We start from the raw sequence: 12,006 nt of genomic DNA on the forward strand, positions 1-12,006 counted from the left end.
CCACCTCACCCCCGCAGATCACCTCGCCCCGGCAGATGCCACACACGGGCGACGCCCAGTCCGGGCCCCCAGCTCACCCCGACCGGTCGAATCCCGGCCCCAAGCGAGGAGATCTGCCGGAGCGAGGACCACAACCCCCACATCCGCCCTCGCTACGGCAGATCACCTCGCTACGGGCGGGGCCGAGCGCGGCGCGGGGCTCGGGTCAGCCGCCGAGGCCCTTCCAGGCGGTGGTGCCGTCGGACTCGACCTGACGCTTCCACACCGGCAGCTCGTGCTTGATCTGCTCGATGACCTCGCGGCACACGGTGAAGGCGACGTCCCGGTGCCCGGATGCGACGGCGATCACCACAGCGGCATCGCCGACGGCGAGGCGCCCGATGCGGTGACTCACGGCGACGAGCGCGCCGGTGTCGCCGATCGCCCGCTCCGCGATGCCGCGGAGGATCTGCTCCGCATCCGGGTGAGAGGAGTATTCGAGCGCGACTACGGCGGTGGCGGCATCCGGATCGTTGTCGCGAACCCGACCCACGAACGTCGTCAGGGCACCGGATGCGGCGTCGTCGACCGCGCGGAGATGGGCATCGACGTCGAGGGCATCGGTCGAGATGGCCGCGTGCACGACAGGCATCAGTGGTCTCCTCCGGCGAGTTGGTCGACGACATGCCCGGCAACCGACAACACGATCGGGATGCCGGACGACACGGCAGCGGGCTTTCCGGGCAGGTTGACGATTAGGGTCTGCCCGACGACGCCCGCGACGCCGCGGGTGAGCATGCCGGCCGGTTTCTCCGCCGCTCCCCGGCGCCGGAGTTCCTCGGCCAGGCCGGGAAGTTCCCGCTCGATGACGCGCGCGGTGCCCTCGGGGGTCTCGTCTCTCGGTGACACGCCTGTTCCGCCCGTCGTCACGACGAGCTCGACACCGGATGCGACCGCGGCGCGCAGCGCGCGCTCGACGGAATCGGCGCCGTCGGGGATGACGACCGCATCCGGGCAGTCCCACCCCGCTTCGCGGAGAAGGTCTACTCCCACGGGCCCGGACGCGTCTTCGCGGAGCCCCGCGGCCGACCGGTCCGACACCGTGATCACTGTGGCACGCCGCATCTCTTCACCCTAGCTCCGCCCCGCGGTGCCGGCGCGGCCGCATCGTCGCACCCCCGCACAGCGCCGCTGCGCCGGCGCGGCCACGACCCCTACCATCCCGCGCAGCGTCAGTCGGCGACGCTCTCCTGCGCGGTCGCGGTGATGCGCGCGGCCATGCCCGGAAAGATCAGCGCGTGGAACGGGAGAACGAGCAGCCAGTACGCCCGGCCCGCCAATCCTCGGGGGAAGAAGACGGCCCGCTGCTCGTACCGCGTAACGTCCCCGTCGGGGACGACGCGCAGTTCCAGCCAGGCCAGACCCGGCACTTTCATCTCGGCGCGAAGGCGCAGCATGCGTCCCGGCTCGATCGCTTCGACGCGCCAGAAGTCGATCGCGTCGCCGACGACCGCCGAGGTGCGGCTGCGGCGTCCACGGCGGAGCCCCACTCCCCCGACGATCCGGTCCATGAATCCGCGGAGAGCCCACAGTCCCGGGGTCGAGTACCAGCCGTTCTCGCCGCCGATCCCGATGATCACGCGCCACAGGGCCGCGGGAGTCGCGGTCGAGGTCACCGTCCGCTGATCGACGAACACCGTGCGGCCGGCCCACTCCGGGTCGCTCGGAAGCGGATCGCTCGGCAGGCCCGACACCTCCGCATCCTGCCAACTGGTCTCGACGGCATCCGCGTCGACGCGGCCGATCGCGAGCTGCACCGACCGTCGGTACGACGTGAGCCCGCCCTCGGGCCGCGGAATCAGCGTGTCGATGTCGTGATCCTTCATCACGCATTCGTTCTGAAGCGACGCGATGAGCGGGCGGGCGATGGAGCGCGGCACCGGCGTGACGACGTTCACCCAGTGCGACGCGAGGCCGGGAGTAAGCACCGGCAGAGGAGCGATCGGCCGCTGCGGCAGCCCCGCCTCGACCGCGTAGCCGTTCATCATCTGGCCGTACCGCGGCGCATCCGGACCGCCGATGTCGACCGCGCGGTGCACCGACGGGTCGAGCCTGGCCGCGCCGAGGAGGTAGTGCATGACGTCGCGCACGGCGATCGGCTGCACCCGGTTGCGCACCCACTTCGGCGCCGGCATGTACGGCAGCACCTCGGTCAGGTGCCGGATCATCTCGAACGACGTCGACCCCGACCCGATCACGATTCCGGCCTGCAGCACGAGCGTCGGAACCGGGCCGGCGAGGAAGACGTCGCCGACCTCGACCCGCGATCGCAGGTGCGGCGAGAGCGGCACGTGGTCCGGATGCAGCGCCCCGAGGTACACGATCCGGCCGACGGATGCGGCATCCGCTGCCGCGACGACCGTCCGCGCCACGACCAGATCGGTCTCCTCGAAGCCCTTGCCGCCGCCCATCCCGTGCACGAGGTAGAACAGGACGTCCACGTCTTCGGTCGCACGCGCCACCGACGCGTCGTCGGTCGCCGATCCCTCGACGACCTCGACCTCCGCACCCCAGGGGAATGCGGCGACCCGCCCGGCGTCGCGCGCCAGCACGCGCACGCGGTACCCGGCCGCGAGCAGGCGCGGCGTGAGCCGGCCGCCGATGTAGCCGGTCGCCCCGAGGACGAGGGCGCGCGGGGCTGTTCCATCCGCGCGGGGCACCGCGCGAAGCGCCGGCTCGCGCCCGGTGGGGGTCGTCAGTTCCATCATGCGAGCGACGTTACGCCGACCTCATCCGCGAACCCGGGGGCTTGCGGATGGCGCATCCGACGCTCGCCGGCATCCAGCCGGATGGCGCATCCGACGCTCGCCGCACCACGCTCCGGCAGCTGCTAGGCCGCGCGCGCCTCGAGCCGCACGACGACCGACTTCGAGGTCGGCGTACCGCTCACGTCGGCGACGGAGTCGAGCGGTACCAGGACGTTGGTTTCGGGGTAATAGGCCGCGGCGTTCCGACGCGGTGTGGCGTAGGACACGATGCGGAACGCTTCGGCCCGGCGCTCCTGCAGAACACCGTCGACCCCCGTCCACTCCGACACCAGGTCGACGATCGTTCCGTCGGTGAAACCGAACTCGGCGATGTCGTCGGCGTGCACGAACACCACCCGGCGCCCGTCGTGAATGCCCCGGTAACGGTCGTCTTTGCCGTAGATCGTGGTGTTGTACTGGTCGTGCGAACGGAGGGTCTGCAGCAGCAGCCGGCCCGCCGGGATCCGCGGGTACTCCAACGGGTTCACCGTGAAATGCGCGAAGCCGTCACTGGTGGCGAACCGTCGCGCGTCTCGGGGGCCGTTCGGGAGGAAGAACGTACGGCCCTTGTCGATGCGCGCGTTGTAATCCTCGAAACCGGGGATCACGTTCTGGATGTGCCTGCGGATCAGCGCGTAGTCCGCCTCCATCGCCCGCCAGTCGGCCTGAGGCGTGTTCGCGGGGCGGGCGCTACCCGCCGCATCCGCCCTGACGGGGTGCTCGGCGGGAAGACGCTCGACCTGATCATGGTCGACATCGCCCGAGTGCGAGGGGGTGCGTCCCGGCCGGGCGCCCCGCCCGAACAGTGCGTCGCACAGGCGCGAGATGATGGCGACCTCGCTCAGCAGGTCGTCGGCGGGCGGCGAGAGCCGGCCGCGCGAGGAGTGCACGGCGCCCATCGAGTCTTCGACGGAGACGCGCTGCTCCCGCCCGCCGCGACGGTCGCGATCGGTGCGGCCGAGGGTCGGCAGGATGATCGCGCGTCGTCCCGTCATCACATGGGACCGGTTGAGTTTCGTCGACACGTGCACGGTCAGATCGAGCCGTGCCATGGCCCGCTCGACGACCTCGGTGTCGGGGGTTGCGCTGACGAAGTTGCCGCCCATTCCCATGAAGAAGCGCACCCGCCCCGCATCCATCGCGCGGATGGCGGCGACCGTGTCGAATCCGTGTTCGCGCGGGGCGGCGAAGGAGAACTCCTCGTCGAGGGCGTCGAGGAACGCCTCCGACGGCTTCTCGTAGATCCCCATCGTGCGATCGCCTTGCACGTTCGAGTGGCCGCGCACGGGACAGACGCCGGCGCCCTCGCGCCCGATGTTGCCCTGGAGGAGCAGCACGTTGACGACCTCGCGCAGTGTCGGCACCGAGTTCTTGTGCTGGGTGAGCCCCATCGCCCAGCAGACGATCGTCGACGGCGAGAGCCGGACGGCCTCGGCGATGTCGCGGAGTTCGAGCTCGTCGAGTCCGGTCGCGGCCTCGAGCTCGGGCCACTCCGCATCCGCCATCGCCCGCGCGTACGCATCGAGGCCGGTCGTGTGCGTGTCGATGAAGCCGTGATCGAGCACACCGCCCATGTGCGCGTCGGCCTCGAGCAAGTGCTTGCCGATCGCTTGGAAGAGCGCCTGATCTCCGCCCAGACGGATCTGCACGAACTGATCCGCGATCGGCGTGCCGCCCAGCAGCACACCCTTGACCGTCTGCGGGTTCTCGAACCGCAGCAGACCCGCCTCGGGCAGCGGGTTCACTGCGATGATCTTCGCGCCGTTCTGCTTCGCCTTCTCGAGCGCGCTGAGCATGCGCGGGTGGTTGGTGCCGGGATTCTGGCCCGCGACGATGATGAGCCGTGCGGCGTAGATGTCTTCCAGCGAGACGGTTCCCTTACCGATGCCGATCGTCTCGGTGAGCGCCGATCCCGACGACTCGTGGCACATGTTGGAGCAGTCCGGCAGATTGTTCGTGCCGACACCGCGCACGAGCAGCTGGTAGAGGAACGCCGCTTCGTTGGACGTGCGCCCGGAGGTGTAGAACACGGCCTCATCGGGGTCGGCGAGCGCGCGGAGCTGGTCGGCGATCTCGCCGAGCGCGTCGTCCCAGCTCACCGGGCGATAGTGCGTCGCGCCCTCATCGAGGACCATCGGATGCGTCAGCCTCCCCTGCTGGCCCAGCCAGAAGTCGTCGTGCCCGCGGAGCTCGTCGATCGAGTGCTCGGCGAAGAAAACCGGACCGACCGTCCGCACAGTCGCCTCCTCGGCGACAGCCTTGGCGCCGTTCTCGCAGAACTCGGCCACGTGGCGGTGGGCCGGATCGGGCCAGGCGCACCCGGGGCAGTCGTAGCCGTCCTTCTGATTGACGCGCAGCAAGGCCCTCGCCGAGCGGACCGCACCCATCTGCTCGATGGACATCTCGAGCGCGTGAACGACCGCGGGAACACCCACCGCGACCTTCTTCGCCTTCGATACGCGCAGCGCGGTCTCGTCGATGTCGTTCTGCGGAGGCTTCGTCACCATGGTCCGATGCTAACCCCGCGGTCCGACAGCCGGGCAGGGGATCCGCGCCGGGTTCATCCCGCGGGAACCGCTCGCCCCGGACGCCGTTCGCCGCGCAGCCGCTCCGCCATGAACGCGGCGCACGCCAGCGCGATCCCGACCCCGACGAGAGCGCCTCCGAGAGTGTCGCTGAGCCAGTGGGCGTGCAGGTAGGTGCGGCTGAGCGCCATGATCACGACCCAGACGGAGGCGGCGATCGCCGTCCAGATGCGCGGATGCAGAACCACCAGGATCGCCGCGAGGGTCGCCGCGTTGGCCACGTGACCCGACGGATACGACCCGTAATCGCTCACGACCAGGATGTCTTCCGGGCGCGCGCGCCCGAAGAGGTGCTTGAGGGCCTGCACGAACAGCGCCGACAGCACGAGGCTGGCGACCAGATACCCGACCGACCAGGGGCGCCGCTGGTACAGCAGCACCGCGATGGCGACGCCGGGGACGATGAGCGAGCTGGCGAGCACTCCGCCCGCGACGTTCAGGAACATCGCGAGGGTGTCGAAACCCGCCCCGTCGACGTCGATCATGCCGCGGTTCCAGGCTTCGTCGACGGCAAAGGGCTCCGGTCCGCGGTTCAAGATCCAGACGCCCAACACCACCGCGCACAGGAGCAGCGCTCCCCCGACCGCGCCGACGGTGACGGCGCGGCGCCGCGAAGTGCGGTGCGCGACGAGAGAAGAGTCGGTCATCGCCACATTCTGGCCCCACCGGACTCGCCGGAGCGGCCCCTTTCCTCAGGGCGTCAGCTGTGCCACCGACCGCGGGCGCACGATGAACCACAGGGCGAGAACTGCGATCGCGCCGCATCCGGCCATCACCGTCGCCATCGTCGTCGCGGTGATCCCCGAGTCATGCGAGATCAGCCCGACGAGCGGGGAGACGATCCCCGCCACACCGAAGTTCGTCGCCCCGAGGATGGACTGCGCCGTGCCGGCCGCGTTGCCGTGCCGGTCGAGAGCGAGCACCTGGGCGCACGGGAACGTGAAACCGCACGCGGTCATGAAGACGAACAGCGGCACGACGATGCCCCACAGCCCGAGACCGGCCTGGTCGGCCACGATGATCGCGACGGCGGAGATGACGAGCGCGGCGGTCGAGAACGCCATGACCCACTGCGGGCCGAACCGGGCGGCGAGACGCGAGGCGGTCTGAACGCCGACCACGACGCCCACCGAGTTGATGGCGAACAACAGCCCGTACTGCTGCGCATCGAAACCGAAGCTCTGCTGGAACAGGAACGAGGATGCGGACAAGTAGGAGAACAGCCCGCTGAAGGTCATGCCGCCGATCACAAGCACGCCGAGGAAGACGCGGTCGCTGAACACGCTGCGGTAGCGCTGCCAGACCGTCAGACCACGCTCGCGGCGACGCGCGGGGGGCAGCGTCTCGGGCACGAAGATGACCGCCGCGATCAGCATCACGACACCGTAGATCGCGAGCACGACGAACAATCCGCGCCAGGGCATGACGCCGAGGAGCCAGGATCCGACCAGGGGGGCGAGCACGGGCGCGACGCCCGACACGAGGGCGAGTCGCGACAGCATCACGACGAGGCGACGACCGCCGAAGAGGTCGCGGACGATCGCCGCAGCCACCACGCCGCCGGCCGCCGCCCCGGCGCCCATGAGTACGCGGGTCGCGCCGAGGAGCAGCAGGTCGGGGGCGAACGCGGCCGCGGCGCTGGCGACGACGTGGAGTGCGGTGACCGCGAGCAGTGGCACGCGGCGGCCCACCTTGTCGCTCAGCGGGCCGACCACGAGCTGTCCGAGCGCGAACCCGATCATCGTGCCGGTCAACGTCAGCTGGATCGCTGCGGCGGTCGTGTTGAAGTCGGCCTCGAGCACCGGGAAGGCGGGAAGGTACAGGTCGATCGTGAACGGGCCGAGCGCCGTGAGCGCGCCGAGCAGGATGATGTAGACCACCCGTCGCCAGGTGGGCATCGCATCCCCCGGATGCAGCACGATGGGCGCGGTGCGCGGATTAGACCCGAGCGTACGGATCGCGCCGGTCGAGGACCGCGGGGTCCGCACCGAGCCGGTCGCCGTACGCTCGGGGGCGGAGTCGGGCACGACAGGGATGGACGAGGTGTCGGTCACAGGGGGAACCACTTCACTGAAGGACGAACGGGGTGGGGACGCTCTCGCCGGCCAGGGCGGGGTCACGCTGCGCGGGAATCTCGAAACGATTCGACGCGTGTTCTCCCATGCTAGCGGACGACCCGGCCGCAGCAACCCCGCCACGGTGATCCGCCCCGAGGACGCCGGATGGAAGCCGCCCCCGTCCGGGCGCTCTCCCAGCCCCGGGCGTATGCGTTCACATAGGCTCGACAGGCGCCATCCGCTCCACGGCGCACGCCCGCACGGCCCCGCGGCTCGACCGCGCTGATCTGAGGACCTCCCGACATGAGCACGACGCCCGACAAGCGCCGGAGCGGAAACCCCGCCGAACAAGCCAAGATCGCCCTGACTGCAAAGCAGGAGCGTGAACAACGTCGGCAGGAGAAGCTCGCCGAGTACCAGCGCCAGGTCGCGCGCCGCAAGCGCGGAAAGCTCGTCTGGTGGATCGTCGGTTCCACGGCCGCGCTGCTGGTCGTCGCGGTCGTCGTCGCCTCGATCGTGTTCACCCCGCGGCCCGTCACCTACGGCGCGCAGGACTCCACCGGTGCCGTCATCGACGGCGTCGAGACGTTCGAGAACGTCACCACGCACGTCGAGGGCACGGTCGATTACGACCAGTCGCCTCCCGCCGGCGGCCCGCACGCGCCGATCTGGCTGAACTGCGGTGTCTACGACCAGCCCGTTCCCAACGAGAACGCCGTGCACTCGATGGAGCACGGCGCCGTCTGGGTGACGTACGACGCATCGCGCGTGGGCGCAGACGAGGTCGCCGCGCTCCGCGCCCAGCTTCCCTCGAGCTACGCGCTGCTCACGCCCTACGAGGGCCTGGACTCCCCCATCGTCCTCAGCGCGTGGAACGCGCAGCTGAAGGTCGACTCCGCCGAAGACAGCCGCATCCCCGAGTTCTTCGAAGAGTACTGGCGCAGCCAGAACGCTCCCGAGCCGAACGCCGTCTGCAGCGGCGGCGTCGACGCAGAAGGACGGCAGTGACCCGATGACGACCGACGCCGCCCGCCCTCGACGCTGGCCGATCATCGTGCTGGCCGTCGTGGGCGTGGCGGCGCTCGCGTTCGCCATCGGACGGTTCTCGCTCTTCTCGAACGGTCCTGCCGTGCCGAACGCGGCCGACATCGGTTTCGCCCGCGACATGCAGGTGCACCACGATCAAGCCGTGCAGATGGCCATGTCGATCTACCGCGTGACCGCGGACGACGACATCCGCGCGCTGTCCTACGACATCGCGACCGGGCAGGCCGCTCAGCGCGGCGAGATGTTCGACTGGCTCGTGCAGTGGAACGTGCCGCAGTCCGGCGATCTGATGTCGTGGATGGCGGACTCCGACGAGCACGCCCACTCGGCCGGGTCCGCGGCGACCGAGGACGAGCTCCGTGCGCAGATGGGCATGGCAACGGATGCCGAACTCGCCGCGCTCGATTCCGCCACCGGCACCCCCGCCGACTGCATGTTCCTCGGCCTGATGATCCGCCACCACCAGGGCGCACTCGAGATGACGGATGCGGTCGCCGATCTCGGCAGCATCCCGCGGGTGCTACAGGTCGCCGAGACCATGGCCACGAACCAGGGCGCGGAGATCGGCGCGATGCAGTCCATCCAGAACCGATTGGGCTGCGCGGGCTGAGGCTAGGGTGGTCGCGTGGCCACCCAGATCGCTCGGCGTCCCCTGCTGGTGACAATCGTCGTCGTCCTGGTCACTCTCAGCGGACTCGCGAACACGGCGCTCGGCATCCTGATCCTGTTGAGCCGGTACGACGTGCCGGCCGATGACGTGTTGTCCGTCTCCCTCATCGGGATCGGCATCATCCTGTTCGGGCTCCTGACCCTCGCGGTCGCCTCGGGGATGGCGAGGGGCAGCCGATTGTCCCGCCTGCTGCTAACGCTGTACCTCGCAGCGGAGCTCGTTCTGCACGCCGTGGCGATCGCGACGAGCGACGCGTGGGACGCCGTATCGACCGCTCAGATCGTTGTCCAGGTGGCGTTGCTGGTCATCGTCTGGATTCCCCCGGCGTCCCGCTGGTTCGTCTCTCGAACGGTAGCGGCAGACCCCTACGCATGAGCCGTCGCCGTGCGCAGCGCGCGGCGGACGAAGCGGATGTGGAAGATCCGCACGATCTCGATCGCACCGATCGCGCCGATCGTGAACGCCGTCAGCGCGTACGCCGCCTCGCGTCCCGGGTCGACGAGGGCGAAGAACTGCACCGACAACGGCACGGTGAAGATCGCGGTCAACGCGATGAACATGCCCCCGACGACCAGCACCTTGTAGCGGTTGAGCGGGCGCGACAGGATCGCCAGCACCCAGATTCCGACGACGGCGAGGATGATGGTCGCACCGGTTCGCAACTCGTCGACGCCGACCCCGAGCGACTGCGCGACGAGCGTGTATCCCGTGAGCGTGAGCGCGACGACGATACCGCTCGGGATGGCGAACGACAGGGGACGGCGGAGGAACCCCGGAATGTAGCGGCGCGCGTTGGGCATCAGCGCGAGGAAGAACGCCGGGATGCCGATCGTGAGCCCGTCGGTGATCGACAGCTGCCGCGGCAGGAACGGGAACTCCAGCACGAGCAGTCCGAACAGCAGCGCGAGCCCCGTCGCGTACACGGTCTTGGTCAGGAACAGCATCGACACGCGCTCGATGTTGGCGATGACCTGGCGACCCTCCGCGACGACGTCGGGAAGGTGCGAGAACCGCCCGTCGAGCAGCACGATACGGGCGACCGCCTTGGTGGCGGCGGCCCCCGAGTTCATCGCGATCCCCATGTCGGCCGTCTTGATGGCCAGTGCATCGTTCACACCGTCGCCCGTCATCGCCACGGTATGCCCGCGACTCTGCAGAGCGACCACCATGTCCTTCTTCTGCTCCGGGGTCACCCGACCGAAGACGGTGTGCGCCTCCAACACCGCCGCCATCGCCTCCTGATCGGTCGGCAGGGTGCGCGCGTCGTAGCCCTCGGCGACGTCGAGCCCGACCTCCCGCGCGATCGCAGCGACCGTGCGCGGATTGTCCCCGGAGATGATCCGCACACCGACGCCCTGGGCGCGGAAGTACGCGAGCGTCTGCGCGGCGTCGTCGCGGACCTGCTCGCGGAAGGTCACGACCGCGATCGGGCGGAGGCGGGCGGGCAGGTGCTCCGCATCCGCGTCCTCCTCCGACAACACCGTCGGCGCGTGTCCGAGGACGAGGGTCCGGAGGCCCCGGGACGCCAGCGTCACCACCTGGGCGCCGAGGTCGGATGCCGCATCCGTCGCGTCGTCGCCGAAGACCATCTCGGGCGCCCCGAGCACCCAGGTGCCGTCGCCGTCGAACGAGACGGCACTCCATTTGCGGGCAGAGGAGAACGGGATCGTGCGCACCGCAGCGCGGGTCTCATGCACGGGGTAGGCCTCGCGAAGGCTCCGCGCCGTCGCGTTCGCGTCGGGAGCCGCCGCGTACCACGCGAGCGCGTCACGCCATCCGCCCACCTCACCCGGCAGTGCGTGCACATCGTCGTAGGCGATCTCGCCCACGGTGAGGGTCCCGGTCTTATCGAGGCAGATCACATCGACGCGGGCCAAGCCCTCGACGGCGGGAAGCTCGTTGACGAGCACCTGCTTCGCGGCGAGCTTCGCCGCACCGACCGCGAAGGCGATCGACGTCATCAGCACGAGTCCGAGCGGGATCATCGCGGTCAGCGAGGCGATCGTATTGACGACCGCCTGCACCCAGCGTCCTTCACCGAAGATCGTCGCCCAGCCTCCCGTCACCATGACCTGGGCGTTGAGCACGAGCAGGCCGATCGGCCCGATGCCCCAGCTCACCCATTTCAGGACCCGATTGAGACTCGAACGCAGCTCGCTCGACACCAGCGAGAACCGCTTCGCCTCCCCCTGGAACCGGTTGGCGTACGAATCCGCCCCCACTCGGGTGACAATGGCGTCCCCTTCGCCACCGACCACGACCGAGCCCGAGAGCGCCTCATCGGACGGCTTCTTGTCGACCGCATCTGCCTCGCCCGTCAGCATCGACTCGTCGATCTGCAGTCCGCGGGAGGTGACGACGACCGCGTCGGCGGCGACCTGGTCTCCGGCGCGCAGCACCAGGACGTCATCCTGCACCACCTCCACCGGAGCGATCTCGACCTCGATGCCGTCCCGGCGGACCCGTGCCTGCGCGGCGTTCAGAAGCGCGAGCTTGTCGAGTGCCGACTTCGCCCGGAACTCTTGGACGGTGCCGATGATCGCGTTGGCGAAGGCCGCGAGGCCGAACAGCGCATCCTGCCAGCGCCCGACGAGCAGCAGGATGAGAAAGCACCCGCCGACGATGCCGTTGAAGAGCGTGAACACGTTCGCCCGCACGATGCTGCCGACGCTGCGGCTCGTGTCGGCGACGTAGGCATTGTCGCGGTCGTCGGTCTTGCGTTCCGCGACCTGCGCGGCGGTGAGACCGATTGCCGGGTCGACCTTCGGGGATCGATCGGTCGCGTCCGCCACTGCATCCCCCGCGTTCATAGGCTCACTGTAACGATGGCCGCATACGCGCGTCGCGCGGGCAAACAGTTC

The 12,006-nt window shown here is 69.7% G+C and carries 10 protein-coding genes; 3 read left to right on the forward strand and 7 right to left on the reverse strand.

All coding sequences use genetic code 11. The annotated features are described in order from the left end of the window. Nucleotides 1-205: 205 nt before the first annotated feature. The 6 genes from LMI96_RS11950 to LMI96_RS11975 form a co-directional block, all read right to left on the reverse strand. Entirely contained in the window at nucleotides 206-631 is a 426-nt protein-coding gene (locus tag LMI96_RS11950) for a molybdenum cofactor biosynthesis protein MoaE (protein ID WP_228361631.1), read from the reverse strand. Beyond that, entirely contained in the window at nucleotides 631-1,104 is a 474-nt protein-coding gene (locus LMI96_RS11955; RefSeq protein ID WP_228361632.1) for a molybdenum cofactor biosynthesis protein B, read from the reverse strand. Before LMI96_RS11955 ends, LMI96_RS11950 begins: the two co-directional genes overlap by 1 nt. 107 nt (nucleotides 1,105-1,211) lie before the next feature. Continuing rightward, a complete protein-coding gene (locus LMI96_RS11960; protein WP_228361633.1) occupies nucleotides 1,212-2,747 on the reverse strand; it encodes an SDR family oxidoreductase in 1,536 nt (511 codons plus the stop codon). Between the two features lie 122 nt (nucleotides 2,748-2,869). Then, the gene (locus LMI96_RS11965; RefSeq protein ID WP_228361634.1) at nucleotides 2,870-5,293 is read right to left on the reverse strand and encodes an FdhF/YdeP family oxidoreductase; all 2,424 of its coding nucleotides are present in this window, start codon (nucleotides 5,291-5,293) and stop codon (nucleotides 2,870-2,872) included. A 53-nt stretch (nucleotides 5,294-5,346) separates the two neighbouring features. After that, nucleotides 5,347-6,018, reverse strand: a complete 672-nt coding sequence (locus LMI96_RS11970) for a phosphatase PAP2 family protein (protein WP_228361635.1) — start codon at nucleotides 6,016-6,018, stop codon at nucleotides 5,347-5,349. Between the two features lie 45 nt (nucleotides 6,019-6,063). Beyond that, nucleotides 6,064-7,425, reverse strand: coding sequence for a multidrug effflux MFS transporter (locus LMI96_RS11975; protein ID WP_228361636.1), 1,362 nt, complete (start codon nucleotides 7,423-7,425; stop codon nucleotides 6,064-6,066). Nucleotides 7,426-7,731: 306 nt separating this feature from the next. Here LMI96_RS11975 and LMI96_RS11980 point away from each other — a divergent pair, with 306 nt between their 5' ends. Genes LMI96_RS11980 through LMI96_RS11990 form a run of 3 tightly spaced genes read left to right on the forward strand, consistent with a single transcriptional unit; the run spans nucleotide 7,732 to nucleotide 9,520 of the window. Next, nucleotides 7,732-8,436: a DUF3105 domain-containing protein gene (locus tag LMI96_RS11980; RefSeq protein WP_228361637.1), complete on the forward strand. Its 705-nt coding sequence runs from the start codon at nucleotides 7,732-7,734 to the stop codon at nucleotides 8,434-8,436. A gap of 4 nt (nucleotides 8,437-8,440) precedes the next feature. After that, entirely contained in the window at nucleotides 8,441-9,085 is a 645-nt protein-coding gene (locus tag LMI96_RS11985) for a DUF305 domain-containing protein (RefSeq protein WP_228361638.1), read from the forward strand. A gap of 15 nt (nucleotides 9,086-9,100) precedes the next feature. Further along, nucleotides 9,101-9,520: a hypothetical protein gene (locus LMI96_RS11990; protein WP_223722775.1), complete on the forward strand. Its 420-nt coding sequence runs from the start codon at nucleotides 9,101-9,103 to the stop codon at nucleotides 9,518-9,520. On the opposite strand, the gene LMI96_RS11995 is transcribed toward LMI96_RS11990, so the two are convergent. Then, on the reverse strand, nucleotides 9,511-11,955 hold the full coding sequence (locus tag LMI96_RS11995; RefSeq protein ID WP_228361639.1) for an HAD-IC family P-type ATPase: 2,445 nt from the start codon (nucleotides 11,953-11,955) through the stop codon (nucleotides 9,511-9,513). The two genes, LMI96_RS11990 and LMI96_RS11995, sit on opposite strands and share 10 nt — an antisense overlap. Nucleotides 11,956-12,006: the final 51 nt, after the last annotated feature.

The organism is Microbacterium sp. cx-59, from assembly GCF_020805625.1.
Classification (GTDB): domain Bacteria; phylum Actinomycetota; class Actinomycetes; order Actinomycetales; family Microbacteriaceae; genus Microbacterium.

What these genes read in the sequence shown, in the direction of transcription:
- LMI96_RS11950 (WP_228361631.1), bottom strand. Translation starts at nt 631, where the DNA reads ATGCCTGTCGTGCACGCGGCCATCTCGACCGATGCCCTCGACGTCGAT.
- LMI96_RS11955 (WP_228361632.1), bottom strand. Translation starts at nt 1,104, where the DNA reads ATGCGGCGTGCCACAGTGATCACGGTGTCGGACCGGTCGGCCGCGGGG.
- LMI96_RS11960 (WP_228361633.1), bottom strand. Translation starts at nt 2,747, where the DNA reads ATGATGGAACTGACGACCCCCACCGGGCGCGAGCCGGCGCTTCGCGCG.
- LMI96_RS11965 (WP_228361634.1), bottom strand. Translation starts at nt 5,293, where the DNA reads ATGGTGACGAAGCCTCCGCAGAACGACATCGACGAGACCGCGCTGCGC.
- LMI96_RS11970 (WP_228361635.1), bottom strand. Translation starts at nt 6,018, where the DNA reads ATGACCGACTCTTCTCTCGTCGCGCACCGCACTTCGCGGCGCCGCGCC.
- LMI96_RS11980 (WP_228361637.1), top strand. Translation starts at nt 7,732, where the DNA reads ATGAGCACGACGCCCGACAAGCGCCGGAGCGGAAACCCCGCCGAACAA.
- LMI96_RS11985 (WP_228361638.1), top strand. Translation starts at nt 8,441, where the DNA reads ATGACGACCGACGCCGCCCGCCCTCGACGCTGGCCGATCATCGTGCTG.
- LMI96_RS11995 (WP_228361639.1), bottom strand. Translation starts at nt 11,955, where the DNA reads ATGAACGCGGGGGATGCAGTGGCGGACGCGACCGATCGATCCCCGAAG.